Below are 17,751 nucleotides of genomic sequence, written 5' to 3' on the forward strand. Positions count from 1 at the left end.
AAAAGCTGCAAAAGCAATCACATCAAAACGTAAAGCTCTAGAACCATCTTCAACCTCAAAATTTAAATCGGTACGTGTCCAATCTAAAACAGGCATAAAATTATAGCATACTATTTTTACTCCACATTTTGCTAAATTCGCAATACTTTCTTTATAACGCTCAATATAGGTTTCAAACTTTCCTGAACGCGTTTTTATATTTTCATGAACAGGAATACTTTCTACAACACTCCAAGTTAAACCAGCTTGTTCAATAGTTTCTTTTCGTTTAGTAATCTCATCTGTTGTCCAAACTTCACCGTTAGGAATGTGATGTAATGCTGATACCACTCCTGTAGCACCTGCTTGTTTTATATCTGATAAAGATACAGGGTCGTTTGGCCCGTACCATCTCCATGTTTGTTCCATTTATTTATTATGCTTTAGTAAATTCTTCCATTATATTAATTACCAACTCCCCGTCTTCAACCGGGCAAGGATTAGTTCTTTTTTCTAAAAAATAATTAACTGTTTCTTGTATCATGGGTTGTTGAATATTTATTGGGTTATTAAATTCAAAAACTTCAGATATTTTTTTTGAATTAACGGTTATTTTTTCTTCATAAAAAGAAAACTCAATGATACCTTCTTCTCCATAAATTTTACAACTATCTTCTTGTAAATTTTCTGGTATTGCAAAAGACCACATACCTCTAAATTGAATACCATTTTTAAAATCGATAATACCATTAACAGTATCATCAACCTTATTTATTTTTGATTGATTTACTGCTATACCTTTAGCCGAATTATATTCACCAAAAAAATGATACAATAAATCTATTTGATGTGGTGCTATATCATGAAAATAACCTCCTCCAGACACTTTATCATCAAGTCTCCATGAAGCTTTTGAATTAAAATTAAAAGGCTGTAAAAACCTAAGATCAACAAATTTTATAGCTCCAATGGTATTTAAATCAATTAATTCTTTAACTTTTAAGTACATAGGTAAAAACCTCCTGTAATGAGCCACTACAAGTTTTTGGCTACTATTAGCAACTGCATGCTTAAGGCTTAAAGCCTCATTATTAGATAGCACCATAGGTTTTTCTAAATACACATCTTTTCCTGCTTTTAATGCTTTTAATGCATAATCAAGATGTGTTGAAGGTGGTGTTGCTATGTATATCGCATTAATATCTGGGTTTTCTAAAAGCGCATCTGCGTTATCATACCATAATGGTACATTATGCCTATTTGCAAAATCCCTGGCTAACTCACCATTTCTTCGCATAACAGCCAACAATTCAGAATTATTACATTTATTAAATGCAGGCCCACTTTTTACTTCGGCTACATCTCCACAACCTATAATTCCCCAGTTAATTATTGTTTTATTCAATTTTTAAAATTTAATTATTTACACACCACTATATGCGCTAAAACCTCCATCAATTGGCACTACTACGCCAGTTACAAAAGAGGCTCCTTCACCACATAACCATAAGGTTGTTCCAACTAAATCTTCAGGTTCACCAAATTTCCCCATAGGAGTTTGGTCTATAATTTGATTACCTCTCGGTGTTAAACTTCCATCATTTTCAGTAAGTAAACTTCTGTTTTGATCGGTTAAGAAAAAACCGGGAGCTAAAGCATTAACACGAATACCAACTTTAGAAAAATGAACAGCTAACCATTGTGTAAAATTAGATACTGCTGCTTTGGCACCACTATAAGCAGGTATTTTGGTTAAAGGTATAAAAGCATTCATAGATGAAATATTTAAAATACTGCATCCTTCTTTACCAACCATATCTTTAGCAAAAACTTGAGTTGGAAGCAAGGTTCCAATAAAGTTTAGATTAAAAACAAATTGAATTCCAGTAGGATCTAAATCAAAAAATGTCTTAAAGCCTTCTACTTTACTCATTAAATCTTCAGCCTGTAAAAATGGATTACTAGTAGTCCCTAAAGGGTGATTTCCACCTGCTCCATTAATTAGGATTTCACACATACCTAATTTATTATTCACTTCTGTTTTAGCTAATTCAAGTGACTCTTTTTCTAAAACGTTTGCAGCAACTCCAATAGCTGTTCCTCCATCAGCATTTATTTCATTTGCAATATTATCCGCAGCTTCTTTTCTTAAATCTAATACTGCTATTTTATGCCCCTCTTTTGCAAGTGCTTTTGCTAAAGTTCCACATAAAACGCCACCTGCACCTGTTAAAACTATTACTTTACTCATTTTTTAATGTCTTAATTTATCAAAATTTGTTATTACGCATTTACGTTTTCGTGTACGCACACACAAATATATAAAAAATAATAGTGTGCGCACACAAAATGAATATATTTTTATTAAATTGCCTTAAATTATCTTTATTAAATTAATGTTCAGAATCTAAAATGGACATGAAAAGATGAAATATATTATATGATTACAATTAAAGATATCGCTAAAGAAGCTAATGTTTCTGAGGGCACCGTTGATAGAGTAATACATAACCGAGGTGGTGTATCAAAAAAAACACAGGCTAAAATTAAAAAAATTCTCGAGTATCATAATTTTAGTGTTAACCCTGTTGCTAGTGCTCTTGCAATGAAAAACAAACATATTATTGCTGCTTTAATACCAGAACATAATGATTCTGATTTATTTTGGAAATCCCCCTATCTAGGTATATTAAAAGGAGCTGAAGATGTTAAGAGTTTTGGTATACAGGTTAATAATTTCACCTTCAATCAATATGATCCAAATTCGTATTTGAATACTTTTCATGAATTGTTAGAAACTAAACCTACTGCCGTTATCATGGTACCTAATTTTTCTAAAGAAACAAAGCAAATTGTTAGTAGGTTAGAAACACTTAATATCCCCTACTTATTTTTAAACATTGATATTGATGGGTTTAACAACAAAGCATTTGTTGGTCAAGATTCTCATATGGCCGGATATATTGCGGGTAAACTTATGAATTTAAGTATTCCTAAACCTGCTACATTTTTAATCATTCAGGCAAGACATAACATAACAAAAAACAATGCTGTATCAAATAGAATTAAAGGTTTTAATGATTATTTTTTGAAAAATAAGATAAATTCTGAAACTAAAACATTAAAAATTGAAAATCTAAATAACTCTTTAGAAACCAAAGAAAAGATAAACTCGTACTTGAAACAACATCCTGAAATTAAAGGAATATTTGTCCCGTCAAGTAGAATTTATATTGTTGTTAATAGTATAAAGCGTACTTATTTAAAAAATCTTAAACTAATTGGTTTTGACAATACGCCGCAAAATATTGAATGTTTAAAAAACGATACTGTTTCATTTTTAATTTCGCAAAAACCGTTTGACCAAGGTTATGAATCTGTTCGTTTATTGACTGATTATTTAACAAATAAAATGAGTTTACTAAACAATAAAATATATCTACCTATTGATATATTGACTAAAGAAAATGTAGATTATAACGAAAGAAATAAGTTCGTTTTTGAAAATGATAAATCCTAAATTTTCAAGTTTAAATTAACTATTAAAATACTCTTATTTTATAACCTAGTATTTTAGAAAATACATTATCTGTTCAAACAAAAACCAAGATTTAATCTTGGTTTTTGTGTATTTAAAACTAATCAATAGTTTATATATAAATTCCTAAAGTTTAAAAATTTGCTCTAAGGCAATCCACTTTTCGCCATCTTTGGCCCATGGTAATTCTTGTTGATAATTCCACATTAAATTTTCCCATTCTTGCACTTTAGGATTATTTACATCCATTTCTGCTTTTTTTGCAGGATTAAAAGTTTCATCTACCTCCATAATCATGAACATACGATTTCCTGTTAAATAAATTTCCATATCTATAATACCAGCATCTTTTATACTTTTAGTTATTTCAGGCCAAGCGTTTCCTGCTGCATGATATTCTTTATATTCTGCTATTAGTTTAGAATCATCTTTTAAATCGCAAGCGTAACAGTATCTTTTAGTGCTCATAATAATCTTAATTTACTTGTTTCTTGTATGTAATCCATTATAACAAAAGGCATAGTTAAATTAATTATATTTATATGATGTATTACAAATTATAATTTTATAATACTTATTTTCACTCCTATTGTAAAGCGCGAATCACTTAGTACACATGTTAGTTCAGAATTGACAAAAGTCATCAAGCAAGGAAAATATCAGCCTTCAGAAAAAATACCAACAGAGCACGAACTTTGTTCAATTTTTAAGGTTATTAGAACAGTTGTTCGTGAAGCAATTACAGGATTGAATGCAAAAGGGATTATTGATATAAGAAAAGGGAGCGATGTTTATGTTTCTGAGATAAGTATTAAAAATGCTTCTGAATCTTTAAATTTATTTTTTGGACTCTCTTCTGATTAGGATTTAATGTTACATGCCATCGAAACTCGAGCAATGATGGAGCCCATAATTGCAGCTAAATCTGCTATTGTTAGAAATGATAAGCATATAACCCCACTTCAAAACAATTAAAAATATTTACAAAAATGTCCTTTAGAGGATAAGGTAAAGGAAGCAGAATTAGATAATCAATTTCATAGCATTATACTTGATTGTATTGATAATAGTGTTCTAAAATTGTTAATGAACCCTATTTATAATTTGATGCCTAAATTCAAATTTGATGTGTTTGCAAAATCTAAAATAACAAAATAAAACATGGTTCAAGAAAAAGAAAAATAGCTTTTTTACCATGATAAGATAGTAAATGCTATTATTGAAAAAGATGCTCTTAAGGCAGAAAAAAGCATGAAAGAACATTTAAAAATTACCTCAGAAAATTATCTTAATAAATATATAAATGAAAGGCTTTGTAACTTTTGGTGAGATTATGTTAAGACTTTCACAATCACAAATTGGCGACAAAATATTAATTGCTAATGAATTTTCTGTTGTTTATGGTGGATCAGAATCCAATGTAACCACTTCTATTCCTTGTTTAGGAAATAAAGTAAGTTTTATAAGTAAATTACCTAACAACCCTTTAGGAAATGCCGCTTTATTAGGCCTTAATAAATATAAAGTTGATACAGATAAGGTATTACTTGGAGGTAATCCTATTTGGAGAAATAATGATGGTAGTATTGCTGAATGGTAATATTATTTTACATACAAAAACTATCAAAACAAAAAAACCAAGATAAAAATCTTGGTTTTTTTATAATAATATTTATTCTCTTATTTATTTTTTCCAAAGATCTTCCATTTCTTCTAAAGTTTTCCCTTTAGTTTCTGGCACATACTTCCAAACAAACCACATAGCTAATAAAGACATAATACCGTAAACCCAATATGCAAAACCATGATTAAACTGTTCTGTTAAAGCAGTATTATCATTCATCATAGGGAAGGTTAATGATACTAGGTAATTAGAAATCCATTGTGCGGCTACTGCAACTGCCATAGCTTTTCCTCTAATTTTATTAGGAAAAATTTCTGATAGCAATACCCACACTACTGGTCCCCAACTTAAAGCGAAACTGGCTACATAAAGCATCATACACGCTAAAGCTAAATATCCTGTTGCGCCTGAGAAAAACACAAATCCTAAAGCTAACATAGCTACTGCCATACCTAATGCACCAATAAGCATTAAAGGTTTTCTACCACGTTTATCAACTGTTTTAACTGCTATAATTGTGAATAAAAAGTTAACGATACCCACAATAATGGTTAACAATAATGCGCCATCTGTATTAGGATCAATAGATTTAAATATTTCTGGTGCATAATATAATACTACATTTATACCAACAAATTGTTGGAATACAGAAAGAGCAACACCAATAAGTATAATACCCCATCCGTATGATAATAATTTTCCAGAGCTTTGAGTTTCTGTAACTGAGTTTTTAATTTCAGCCAAAATTCTGTTTCCTTCTTCTTCACCATTTACTTTTTTAAGAACATCCAATGCTTCTTCGGGTTTATTTTTTAGCATTAAAGAACGAGGTGTATCTGGCACAAAAAATAATAGCCCTAAAAATAATCCTGCAGGAATAACTTCTGAAGCAAACATCCATCTCCAACCTACTTCATTTAACCATGCATCAGATCCACCACCTCTTGAAATAAAATAGTTTACAAAATATACGACCATAAAACCACCAACAATTGCCAATTGATTAAAAGACACTAATTTACCTCTACTATCTGCAGGGGCTATTTCTGCAATATAAAGTGGCGACAACATAGATGCTAAACCTACACCTATACCTCCTATAATTCTATAACAGATAAAAATGGTTGAAAATGTATGATCTAATTCTCCAATTGGTGCAAAACCCATTTCTGGCATTGCAGAACCCAAAGCAGAGATTAAAAATAATATTGCAGCAAGAATTAATCCTTTTTTTCTACCTAATTTTTTACTAACAAGTCCACCAAAAATACCACCAATTATACAACCAATTAGAGCACTAGCCACCAGAAATCCTTTAAATGCATTTGCTGCTGCTTCTCCGAGTCCTTTAGGTTGAACAAAAAAGCTGTCTAAAGAACCTACAGTTCCTGATATAACACCTGTATCATACCCAAATAAGAGCCCTCCTAGTGTAGCCACTAAGGTAAGTTTTAATAAATATCCTGATTTTTTTGATGTTCCCATAATTTATATTTAGTTAGTTAATATTTAAAGATGTTTCAGGTTTTAAAACCTGAAACATCTTATGGTTATTATATGTATTGATTAATAATATTCTCAAACAACTCTTGTTTACCACTTTTTAGTTGTAACTCTCCATTTTCTTGAGCGATTTTATATAAGTCTTGTAAACTCAACTTACCATTTTCAAAATCTTTTCCTTTTCCTGAATCGAATGAACTGTAACGTTCTTTTCTCAATTTTTCATAAGGCGATGAAGTTATGATTTTATCTGCAATTAACAACGCACGAGCAAAAGTATCTGCACCACCAATATGTGCATGGAATACATCGTCCATATCTGTAGAGTTTCTTCTAATTTTAGCATCAAAATTAACACCTCCTCCTTGTAAGCCTCCTGCTTTTAGGAAAACTAACATCGCTTCTGTGGTTTCTTGAATATTATTAGGGAACTGATCGGTATCCCATCCATTTTGGTAATCACCTCTATTAGCATCTAGACTTCCTAACATACCTGCTTTTGCAGCTGTTTCAATTTCGTGTTGAAAAGTGTGTTGTGCTAATGTAGCATGATTTACTTCTATATTTATTTTAAAATCTTTGTCTAAACCATATTCTTTTAAGAACCCGATTGCTGTTGCTGTATCAAAATCGTATTGATGCTTTGATGGTTCCATTGGTTTAGGCTCGATAAAGAAATTCCCTTTAAATCCTTGGCTACGCGCATAGTCTCTTGCCATACCTAAGAATTGCCCCATATGGTCTAACTCACGCCCCATGTCTGTATTTAGTAAAGACATGTAACCTTCTCTACCACCCCAAAACACGTAGTTTTCTCCGCCTAATTTAATAGTAGCATCTAGAGCTAATTTAATTTGTCCTCCTGCTCTTGCAACCACATCGAAATCTGGATTTGTAGAAGCACCATTCATGTAGCGTGGGTTAGAGAAACAATTTGCTGTTCCCCATAGTAATTTAACACCACTAGCTGCTTGTTTGTCTTTGATGTAATCTGTAATGGTTGCTAATCTTTGCTCTGATTCTGCAAAGGTTGCGCCTTCTTGAATTAAATCGAAATCATGGAAACAAAAATAATCGAAGCCCATTTTACCAATAAATTCGAAAGCGGCATCTGCTTTATCTTTTGCTGCTTGAATTGGGTCTGAAGATTGATCCCATGCAAAGTTTTGTGTTCCTGGACCGAATGGATCTGATCCTTGACCACAGAATGTATGCCAATAAGCTATTGAGAACTTAAACCACTCTTTCATTGTTTTTCCTGAAACAACTTGGTCTGGGTTGTAGTATTTAAATGCTAATGGGTTATCTGATTCTTTTCCTTCAAATTTAATTTTGTCTATGCCTTTAAAATATTCTTTACTTGCCATAATGAAAATGTGTATTTGTTTATTTATTATTTGTTATTTATTCTGCATTGCGTTAGGGATTGAGCGGCATGTTTGAAATCCTTTTTTTTATTTTTAAAAAAAGATTGAGTAGCGAAAGCCCGACCCTTGTGGTAACGCCCAAACGTTACTTATTTAATATGAGCTCTAATTCTTTTTTCCAGTTATTGTAGGCTTCTATATATGGTTTTTTATCCTTAAAAGGCATAAATGTCATAACATGATCGTTATCCATTATGGCCTTTCCGAAGGCTTTAAAATCGCCTTTATGTAAATTTGCTGCTCTTGCTGCTCCTATGGCACCCGTTGTATTATAAATTTCTATTTCCTGTTCAATTAAAGTAGCTACTGTATTTGCAAAAATTTCTGAGCGAAATAAATTATCGTTACCAGCACGAATTACACTTGCTTTTATGCCATCGGATGTCATGATTTCCATACCATAAACGAATGAAAATGCAATACCTTCTAGAGCTGCTCTACACATATGCCCTTTATGATGGTTGTTTAAATTGATGTTAACGATACGGGTTCCTATTTCTTTGTTGTTTAGCATACGTTCTGCTCCATTACCAAAAGGGATTAAACATACGCCATCTGATCCTACTGGAATTTCTGAGGCTAGATTATTCATCTCTTCGTATGAGCTTACTGCTAAATTATTTAAAAGCCAACGGTACTGAATACCTGCACCATTTATACATAGTAACTTACCTATTCTTGGGTCTGCGCCTTTTTGATAATTTACGTGTGCAAAATTGTTTACACGAGAGCTTTCTTTAGCTGATAAACTATCTGTAACAGCATATACAACACCCGAAGTACCTCCTGTTGCTGCTACTTCTCCTGGATTAAATACATTTAAGGATAAGGCATTATTTGGTTGATCGCCTGCTCTATAAAAAATAGGTGTTCCTGCTGCTATACCACTTTCTGCTTCTCCTTTATCATCTACTGTAGATTGCACTCCAAATGTTTCAACAATTTCGGGAACTAATGATTTATCTATACCATAATTTTCTAAAAGAAAATCGGCTATAGTATCATTTTTGAAATCCCAAAAAATACCTTCTGATAATCCTGAAATGGTTGTATTTATTAAATTTGAAAATTTATAGGCAATATAATCACCGGGCAGCATAAACTTATAAATCTGCTTATATATATCTGGCTCGTTATCTTTTACCCATTTTAATTTAGAAGCTGTAAAATTTGCTGGTGAATTTAATAGCTGCGAAGCACATTTATCGTTTCCAATTTCATTAAATGCTTTATTACCAATTTCTACAGCTCTACTATCGCACCAAATAATACTTTTTCTTAATGGTTCTCCTTTTTTATCAACCAAAACAAGACCGTGCATTTGATAAGAAATCCCGATGCCTTTTATTTGGGTTCTGGAAACGTTATATTGTTTTTTTAAAACCTGAATTGCATTACAAATATGCATCCACCAATCGTTTGGTTTTTGCTCTGCCCACCCGTTTTTTTGAGCATACATACCCATTTCTTCTTTGGGCTCTTGAACAACACCTAAGCTTTTTCCTGTTTCTATTTCTACTAACGCAGCTTTTATGGAAGAACTTCCTAAATCTAATCCTAAATAATACATACTTATAATGATTCTCTTATTATTAATTTTGTGGGTATATAATGCTGCACGGGTTGATCTTGAGTTACAAACTCTGCAGCTTTGGTTCCTAATGCTTTAAAATCTGTTGATATTACAGAAATGCCTTTGTAAATAAACTTTTTTGTTGGTGTTTCATTATAGGACAAAAAACCTACATCCACACCAGGTTCAAAATCTTCAATTCTACATTGCTCTAAAAAATGCCCTAAAATTCTATCGCTTGTAGATATGTATGCTACATTTTTTTCGACTTGAAACAAATTAGGGTCTGTAATTATTTGATATTTAAAATTAAATAATTCACAATATTTTTTAAAATATGTTACTGTTTCTATTGGGTGATCTGTAAAACTTGGATATACAAAAACTAACTTTTTATATTTTTTAAATAACGTATTAGCGTCTTTTAAAGCATTAAAAAAAGCTTCTCCAAAATCTTGAAACACAAAATTATTTTTAGAGTTTGAATTTATACTCCAATCTATAAGTAATAATTTATCGTTTTCGATATCCGATAATACCGAAGGCACTTCATTATTATCAAACGGCATAACTATATATTTGTAATACTTCCCTTTGCTATTATTTAAAATAGTTTTAAAATTATCAATATTGTAATGATGAAATTGAACATCTGTAATAATATTTTCTGGTAAATTATTTACAAATGAATGATAAACAACTTCTTTGTAAGCTTTAAAAGTGTCTAAAACCAAAAGTACTTTTCGGGTTTTATTTGCAATATAATAGCCTTTATTTGGTACAGATTCTATAACACCTTGTTCTTTAAGTATAGAATACGATTTAAAAACAGTATCTCTTGATAGCTTATAGGTATTGCACATATTATTTACAGACGGCAATGCATCACCAATTGATAATTTATTATTAGCAAGTTGGTTATTAATAGCATTAACCAATTGTTGATACTTTGGCACCTCGCTATTTACATCAATTTTAAAATCTTTTTTCATTAAACCGTTCTGTTCTGGTCTGGTATGCAAATGTAAAATAAATATTTAACTATTTTTTAAAAAATTTATAAATAGTTTGAGTAATTATAATCTTAAAACAATAGTACTAATTTAAAAAACAGTCTATATCCTGTACTGTACTGTTTCAAATAATTAATTATTAATTTATGACCATATTTTCTTTTAACTCCAATCTTTGGGAGAATTAATTTAAAAGGAGTTTATAGGATTAAACTTTTGATACAATAAAAATTAAATAGATAAGAAACATTAGTAGGCTTTTACATTCGAGATTTTATATAATCCACATATCTAAAAAAACATGCTAGATCTTTAAAAATAGTATTTATATAAAACATTAGTTTTTCTTATCTGTTTGTGCTTAAATTATATTTGATAAAACAACAAATAAGATCTAATTTTTTAAGAACTTTATTAATACAAATTATGTACAAACTAAAGGTTTAATTAAAGCTTAAAAGCAATTTATTTAGTTTGTTTAATAAACTTTTTTGGTAACTTGTTTATAGATTTTATTTGTACATTTTTATAATACACTTCTGCTGCTTCAGACTGAATTTGAATGCGCCCTTTTGTTAATGGTACAATTTGATTATTTGGGTTTTTATGTTTGGAATTATATAACGCCATAACCACTTTACCATTTACAATATGTAAACTTGTACCTTCAAAACATATTAATTCTAAGGTATTCCATTCGCCATGAGGCTTTTCATTGTCTAAACCTTTATTACAATGGTTTGGTGGAATACGCTTTAAGGTAGAAAATGGATTTAAGTTGCCATTTTTTTTATAATTAAATTCTTTTTCTCCTGCTTTTTTTTCTGAAGGAATATCTATTAAAACATTAACTAGTCCATAATAATCTCCAACATCGCTTTCTTGTACTTGAAACTCTTGAGAAGCCATCCACACATTCCAAAACGCAGTATTTGAACCTTGACAATGATATAATATACCACTATCGCGCTTTCTTAGTAACCTAGGTTCCCAAACAGCTTCACCCCATTTAAACTGTAATTTTAAATGGTAATTTTCATATTCTTGTTTTGATGTTAAAGCACCATAAACTTCGCCTGAAATATGCAAAACATTTTCTTCTTTTTCTTTTTTGAATGTAAACACCTTTTTAGGATCATTATTTAATCCTAATGGTTTAGAATTTTTACCGTCACTATTTGGATCTACATTATTTAAACCTTTTACAGATGCATGTGGAGCTCCTATAAAAACATCCCAATTTTTATATGGGTCACCTTCAAAAAGATTAGTCCATTTTTTTGATGAAGGCAATTTTACATTTTCTAATCCTGCAGCCCAATTAATAGCTCCTTTAATCATTTTCTCAAATCTTAAATCACTATATGCTTCACTAGTGTGCCCTAGCCCAGTATAAAACACTCGACCTCCATTAAAATGATGAAACCAAGTAATTGGGTGATTTTTTGTATCCATTTTTTTTCCTTGATAAGAACTTTCATCTAGAGATGCTAAAACATTAACATGATTAGCAACTGGCTTTTTGAAATTATACCACTCATCTTTAAAAACTTCTACATTATTTAGATGATTAATTGCTGGATGTTCGCTTGATTTATCAACATATAATGTAGCATCTTGAACCTTAGGGTGGCTTTTAAAAGTAGCTCCAATCATTTCTGTAAACCATGGCCATTCTTTTTCAGTATCTGATGCTGCATGAATCCCAACAAAACCATTACCATTTGCCATATATTGCTGTAATGCTTGTTTTTGATTAGTTTCAAATAAATCTCCAGTTGTATTTAAAAAAACAATGACACCAAACTGTTTTAAATTTTCATTATTAAAATCTTTAGAATCCTCAGAAAAACTAATACTCCAATTATTTCTATTTGCCATTTTATTCATGAATTTAATCCCATCAGGAATAGATTTATGACGAAAAGCACTTGTTTTTGTAAAAACTAATATGTTAGTATTTTTTTTTTGTGATTGAGCAATACTAAAGGAAAATACTAGAAAGAGAATGCTGAAAATTTGTTTAAAATTCATTTAGAAAAGTTTTAAAAAATCTGAATAAAAAATAATTAGTTTGAATTTATATAGCTTTTATTAATTAAAACTATACGTTTATAAATGTAGATAATATTTTATTGTGATAAAGAATCATTCTATGATTAGTTTAATATTATTTATTTCATTGTGAATTTCTCCATAGAATCTAATTCTGGTTTACCGCCTCTATTACCACTTCCGGCTACTATGTAAATACTATTTTTATAAACAATAGCTTGAGAGCCATGTCTACCTCTATTCAAACTTTTAAGTTTTCTCCATGTTTTAGTTTTAACATTATAAGCATCTACTTGATGGTGTGCTTCATTTTGAGACATACTTTCACCTCCTATTAAAACTAAATCATCATTTAAAAAAACACAAGATGTTCCTGCTCTTTGTGTTTTAATATTATTTTTCTCAGACAAAGTGGTCCAGCTATTTGTTTTAATATTAAAAACATCAACTTCTGGAATTGTTAAATGAAATGTTTGATTTGTGGCATAAGAAGAATTTCTTCCTCCAACTGCATAAATGTTACCATTGTATATTGCCGCATGAAAATGGTCTCTTGGCCGAGGTGCATCTGTTAAAACACTCCATGTTTTTGTTTTAAAATTATAAACATCTACCCAAGGTACATGTGTACTATTATGCCCATCAACAATACCACTAATTATATAAGCTTTATTGTTTTGAACAACAACCCCAGATGAACCGCGACGCCTCGCTTCTGGAATTTCTACACCTATAGTCCAAATATTTTTTTTAGGGTTATAAATTAAAATATTAGACAATGGCTTTTCGTATGGATATTTCCCTGTCATTGCCCCAAATACATAAATATTTGATTTATAATTAACGGCTTGAAAATGATGTATTTCTATTGGTGATTTTGCTCCTTTAGTCCAAGTATTCGTTTTGGTATTGTATATAGATATTGGCTTTATTCCACGACCACCTAATAAATAAAATTTGCTTTTAACACGTACAAAACTGTTTTCATGACGAGCTACAGGTTTATCAACAGTTTTTATTGTTTCCCATTTACCTTGTATTTCAACATTTTGAGAAAAGGTTAATCCTGATATTAAAAAAAGGCAACAAAAAAATCTTACTTCTAACAATTTCATACTTTATATTAATTTTTAGCTAATTAAATGCAAAATATAACTTTACTGTAAATCAAAGGATTAAAAAATACAGAATGACAAAAACATGCATTTCATCGATATTTTATGCGTTTCATGGATTATTTTGTTAAAAATATTATATATTAGCCACATAAAATTCATTTAACCCTAAAATCTAATGAAAAAAATTACTCTACTAAGCGTAATACTTATGCTGGTAACGCAACTTACCTACTCGCAAAATATTATTACAAAACGAATAAAAATCAATAACCCTACTAGAGACCAACTTTTCAAAGTTAAAGACGTTGGAATCGATTTATCATGTGGAGCCATCTTTAAAGATGATAATTTAATTTTAGAATTAGGTGAAACTGAATTAAATAAATTAGACATAGAAGGTATTACATATACTGTTTTAATTGACGATTTAATTGGATATTATAAAAAGAAAACAGAAACAGAATTACCTATAGCCAAAGCAAACCTTGAGGCTAAAAAGAACAAATATAAATTAGCTAGTAAATCACTAAGTACAAAAAGCGAAAGTATTGATAACTTTATTCAATACGAAGGTTGTACTGAAGTAGATTGGGCAATCCCTACAAATTTTAAATTAGGTAGTATGATGGGGTGCTTAACATATAGTGAAGTACTAGATGAATTAGATTTGATGAGAACTTTATATCCAAACCTAATATCAGTTAAGGCAAATGCTTCTCCTACAAACCAGTTAACTTATGGTAATTCTGAAACAGATGGAGGCACTTATGATAGTTGGTCTGGAAGTACTATTTATTATGTTAGAATTTCAGATAACCCAGATATAGATGAACCTAATGAACCTGAATCATTATATTCAGGAATGACACACTCACGTGAAGTAAGTTCAATGATGAATTTAATGTATTACATGTGGTATGTTTTAGAGAATTATAATTCTGACCCAGGCATTAAAAACTTAGTTGATAACCATGAAATGTATTTTATACCAGTAGCAAATCCTGATGGACTTCGTTGGAATGAACAAATTGCACCAAGTGGTGGTGGGATGCAACGTAAAAATCTTGGACCATACAATACTGGAATTAATGATGTAAGAGGTGTTGATTTAAATAGAAATTACGACTATTTCTGGGGTTCAAGCGCTATTTATGGCGGATCTTCAGGTACACAAAACAACAATACTTACAGAGGACCTTCTGCTTTTTCTGAACCTGAAACTCAAATTGTTCGAGATTTTTCAGCAACTAGAAATTTTAAAACAGCCATGAATCATCATGCAACTTCAAATCTAATTCCTCATGCTTATAATGGTTATCCGGGTGCACCTGCATCAGGAAGAGAAGCAGAATACCATAAGTTTTGTCATGACATGACACGTTTTAATAGATATATATACGGTGAAGCCCCAGATATTTTAACTATTGCAAATGGAGACATGAGTGACTGGATGCTTGGTGGTGCTGCCGATGTAAATGGATCTACAGGTTCTGGACAAGGCATTTTAGCTTTAGCTCCAGAAAACGGTGCTTGGGATGGTAGTGAAGGTGGATTTTGGCCAGACCCACTTAATGGAGAAATTGAAGATATAGCTCGTAGAGCAATTAGAATGAATTTTGTAAATGCTTACCATAGTGGAAAATTTGCTCAGTTTCATGACTTAAACCCAAGTAATATTAATTCAACTTCTGGAAATTTAGAATTTGGGTTGGAATATTTAGGACAAACCCTTGGTAACATAACACTAAATGTAACACCCGTTTCTGCTAATATAACTTCTATTACACCACCGCCAACTCAAACAGGATGGAGTAAATTAGAACAACGTACAGTAACTGCTGCTTATACTTTAGATGCTGGAATTCAACCTAATGATGAAATAGAATTTCAAATAACTCTAAGTAATGATGATGGCTATGTTATGTACAGAGCAAACATTATAAAAATATTTGAACCAACAATCATAATGATTGATAATCCTGATGAAGTTGGTATGGTAAACTGGACAGCTTCTGGGGGTTCATGGGGTACAACTGCAGATTCATATTCAGGTTCTACCGCTATTACAGATTCACCCTCTGGCCCATATGAAAACAATATTTCTACAACATTAACTCTTAATACTGATGTTGACTTATCTCCATCCACTGCTGTAGTGGTGCAATTTTTTGCTAAATGGGATCTGGAAAGAAATTTTGACTATGTACAAATTGAAGGATCCACTAATGGTTCTACATGGTTACCACTTTGTGGGAAATACACTAAGCCAGGTTCAGACTATTTAACTAATCGTTACAGTAGTGGAAATAGTAGCAATAATTCAGATGCTAGTAGAACAAGCACAACAAACCAGCCTTCTGGAGAAATGTTATATGATGCAGATACCATGGACAAATGGGTTATGGAAGAAATATTGATAGATGCTACAGAAAACAGTTTTCTATTTGGTGCTACTAATGCTCGTTTCCGTTTTGTATTAGACTCAGACAACACCAACAGAGCAGATGGCTACCCAACAACTTTTGATGGTTTTACTTTTGATGATTTTAAAATTATTAGTAACACGCTAATAACATGCAATGATTCTAGTGCGCCCTCTAATTTAGGAACCTCAAATATTACTGCTGATTCAGCCGTTGCTACCTGGGATATAGTACCTTCAGCAACATATGATATAAGATATAAAGAAGTGAGTTCTGGTACTTGGATTGAAACTACTAATATTTCTGATAATTTTTATAATTTATCTGGTTTATCAGAGAACACAGATTATGAAGTTCAAGTGTCTACAAGATGTAGCACTTCGACTTCTTCATACTCATCATCTTCAACATTTACAACTTTAGACCCTTGCCCAAATGGGTCTGTTTCTGATTTCACAACTGATTACAATCAAAATTGGGATAGTGGGATTGGTAATTGGTCGCAAGACCCTAATGACGATATAACTTCTGAAAGTATAAGTGCTTTTTGGGCTCAAAATACAGGAGGTACACCTTCTGGAAATACGGGGCCTTCAGACGACTTTAATACTGGTGGAAATTATTATTATGCTGAAGCATCAACACCTCCAGGAACAAATCGTATTGGACAAAATATTAATGTAAATTTAATAAGTCCTTGTTTTGATTTAAGTAATTATGAGAATGCAAATTTCTCTTTTTATTATCATATGTATGGAGCAGACATGGGAACTTTATCTGTAGATATTTCAACTGATAGTGGTGTATCATGGAACCAATTAGATGCTTTTGGAAATACTGTAATAAATACTCCAATTTTAAGCGGTCAACAACAAGGAAGTAATGCCGCAGCATGGCTACAACAAAATATAGATTTAAGTAACTATGATGGTCAAACATTTATACTTAGGTTTTCTGCTACTACAGGTAGTGGTTTTAATAGTGATATAGCAATTGATGAAATTAATTTATCAGCAGATTTTGTTTCAACTTTTACTCCAGTAGCTTCATGTCAAAATATTAATGCTACTTTGGATGCAACTGGTAATGTAACTATAGTTGCTGATGATATTGATGACGGAACTAGTATTGGAAACTTATCAATTGATATATCAAGTTTTACATGTGCAGAAATAGGAACTAACAATGTTACTTTAACAGCAACAGATCCTAGCGATTCTGGAAATACAGATACTTGCATTGCAGTTGTTACTGTAATTCAACAAGATGCTCCCACACCAACCAACTGTTGGGATAATTATGTTTATAATTCGACATCTTGTATTTGGGAAAACCAAGGGTCTCAACCAGCTGAACCAGCGACGGCTTGTTATGAAACAGCGACTTTCAATACTACATCATGTATGTGGGAAGTAACAGGATCTCAACCAGCAGAACCAGCGACAGCTTGTTATGAAACTGCAACATTTAATACTACATCATGTATGTGGGAAGTAAC

14 protein-coding genes are annotated in these 17,751 nt (G+C 31.3%); 4 read left to right on the plus strand and 10 right to left on the minus strand.

Going from position 1 to position 17,751, the window contains the following annotated elements; all coding sequences use genetic code 11:
* The 3 genes from uxuA to Q0842_RS15630 form a co-directional block, all read right to left on the minus strand.
* Positions 1-408 (minus strand): mannonate dehydratase (uxuA, locus tag Q0842_RS15620; RefSeq protein ID WP_298500356.1); only part of this gene is annotated, 408 nt, incomplete at its 3' end.
* Between the two features lie 7 nt (positions 409-415).
* On the minus strand, positions 416-1,384 hold the full coding sequence (locus Q0842_RS15625) for a Gfo/Idh/MocA family oxidoreductase (RefSeq protein WP_298500359.1): 969 nt from the start codon (positions 1,382-1,384) through the stop codon (positions 416-418).
* Positions 1,385-1,402: 18 nt separating this feature from the next.
* Positions 1,403-2,230 carry an SDR family oxidoreductase gene (locus tag Q0842_RS15630; protein ID WP_298500362.1) on the minus strand — a complete coding sequence of 276 codons (828 nt, stop codon included), beginning with the start codon at positions 2,228-2,230 and terminating at the stop codon, positions 1,403-1,405.
* A 189-nt stretch (positions 2,231-2,419) separates the two neighbouring features.
* Here Q0842_RS15630 and Q0842_RS15635 point away from each other — a divergent pair, with 189 nt between their 5' ends.
* The gene (locus Q0842_RS15635) at positions 2,420-3,499 is read left to right on the plus strand and encodes a substrate-binding domain-containing protein (protein WP_298500365.1); all 1,080 of its coding nucleotides are present in this window, start codon (positions 2,420-2,422) and stop codon (positions 3,497-3,499) included.
* Between the two features lie 144 nt (positions 3,500-3,643).
* On the opposite strand, the gene Q0842_RS15640 is transcribed toward Q0842_RS15635, so the two are convergent.
* Entirely contained in the window at positions 3,644-3,985 is a 342-nt protein-coding gene (locus Q0842_RS15640; protein ID WP_298500367.1) for an L-rhamnose mutarotase, read from the minus strand.
* A gap of 120 nt (positions 3,986-4,105) precedes the next feature.
* On the opposite strand from Q0842_RS15640, the gene Q0842_RS15645 reads away from it, so the two are divergent.
* Positions 4,106-4,381 carry a GntR family transcriptional regulator gene (locus Q0842_RS15645; protein WP_298500380.1) on the plus strand — a complete coding sequence of 92 codons (276 nt, stop codon included), beginning with the start codon at positions 4,106-4,108 and terminating at the stop codon, positions 4,379-4,381.
* 439 nt (positions 4,382-4,820) lie between these two features.
* On the plus strand, positions 4,821-5,117 hold the full coding sequence (locus Q0842_RS15650) for a PfkB family carbohydrate kinase (RefSeq protein WP_298500368.1): 297 nt from the start codon (positions 4,821-4,823) through the stop codon (positions 5,115-5,117).
* A gap of 84 nt (positions 5,118-5,201) precedes the next feature.
* Here the strand turns inward: Q0842_RS15650 and xylE are convergent, their stop codons facing one another.
* From xylE to Q0842_RS15680, 6 genes are all read right to left on the minus strand, one after another.
* A complete protein-coding gene (gene xylE / locus Q0842_RS15655; protein ID WP_298500370.1) occupies positions 5,202-6,626 on the minus strand; it encodes a D-xylose transporter XylE in 1,425 nt (474 codons plus the stop codon).
* A gap of 68 nt (positions 6,627-6,694) precedes the next feature.
* Positions 6,695-8,020 (minus strand): xylose isomerase, encoded by a 1,326-nt coding sequence (gene xylA, locus Q0842_RS15660; protein WP_298500382.1) that lies wholly within the window; start codon positions 8,018-8,020, stop codon positions 6,695-6,697.
* Between the two features lie 136 nt (positions 8,021-8,156).
* On the minus strand, positions 8,157-9,641 hold the full coding sequence (locus Q0842_RS15665) for an FGGY family carbohydrate kinase (RefSeq protein WP_298500372.1): 1,485 nt from the start codon (positions 9,639-9,641) through the stop codon (positions 8,157-8,159).
* Positions 9,642-9,643: 2 nt separating this feature from the next.
* Positions 9,644-10,636 carry a GntR family transcriptional regulator gene (locus tag Q0842_RS15670; protein ID WP_298500373.1) on the minus strand — a complete coding sequence of 331 codons (993 nt, stop codon included), beginning with the start codon at positions 10,634-10,636 and terminating at the stop codon, positions 9,644-9,646.
* A 486-nt stretch (positions 10,637-11,122) separates the two neighbouring features.
* A complete protein-coding gene (locus Q0842_RS15675; protein ID WP_298500375.1) occupies positions 11,123-12,691 on the minus strand; it encodes a ThuA domain-containing protein in 1,569 nt (522 codons plus the stop codon).
* Positions 12,692-12,831: 140 nt separating this feature from the next.
* On the minus strand, positions 12,832-13,827 hold the full coding sequence (locus tag Q0842_RS15680) for a kelch repeat-containing protein (protein WP_298500376.1): 996 nt from the start codon (positions 13,825-13,827) through the stop codon (positions 12,832-12,834).
* A 178-nt stretch (positions 13,828-14,005) separates the two neighbouring features.
* Here Q0842_RS15680 and Q0842_RS15685 point away from each other — a divergent pair.
* The coding region (locus Q0842_RS15685) for a M14 family zinc carboxypeptidase (protein ID WP_298500378.1) at positions 14,006-17,751 on the plus strand (3,746 nt) is incomplete at its 3' end.

Source organism: uncultured Algibacter sp. (assembly GCF_947495675.1).
Classification (GTDB): Bacteria; Bacteroidota; Bacteroidia; order Flavobacteriales; family Flavobacteriaceae; genus Algibacter_B.

What these genes read in the sequence shown, in the direction of transcription:
- Q0842_RS15640 (WP_298500367.1), bottom strand. Translation starts at nt 3,985, where the DNA reads ATGAGCACTAAAAGATACTGTTACGCTTGCGATTTAAAAGATGATTCT.
- Q0842_RS15670 (WP_298500373.1), bottom strand. Translation starts at nt 10,636, where the DNA reads ATGAAAAAAGATTTTAAAATTGATGTAAATAGCGAGGTGCCAAAGTAT.
- Q0842_RS15680 (WP_298500376.1), bottom strand. Translation starts at nt 13,827, where the DNA reads ATGAAATTGTTAGAAGTAAGATTTTTTTGTTGCCTTTTTTTAATATCA.
- Q0842_RS15650 (WP_298500368.1), top strand. Translation starts at nt 4,821, where the DNA reads ATGAAAGGCTTTGTAACTTTTGGTGAGATTATGTTAAGACTTTCACAA.
- Q0842_RS15630 (WP_298500362.1), bottom strand. Translation starts at nt 2,230, where the DNA reads ATGAGTAAAGTAATAGTTTTAACAGGTGCAGGTGGCGTTTTATGTGGA.
- Q0842_RS15665 (WP_298500372.1), bottom strand. Translation starts at nt 9,641, where the DNA reads ATGTATTATTTAGGATTAGATTTAGGAAGTTCTTCCATAAAAGCTGCG.
- xylE (WP_298500370.1), bottom strand. Translation starts at nt 6,626, where the DNA reads ATGGGAACATCAAAAAAATCAGGATATTTATTAAAACTTACCTTAGTG.
- Q0842_RS15635 (WP_298500365.1), top strand. Translation starts at nt 2,420, where the DNA reads ATGATTACAATTAAAGATATCGCTAAAGAAGCTAATGTTTCTGAGGGC.
- Q0842_RS15675 (WP_298500375.1), bottom strand. Translation starts at nt 12,691, where the DNA reads ATGAATTTTAAACAAATTTTCAGCATTCTCTTTCTAGTATTTTCCTTT.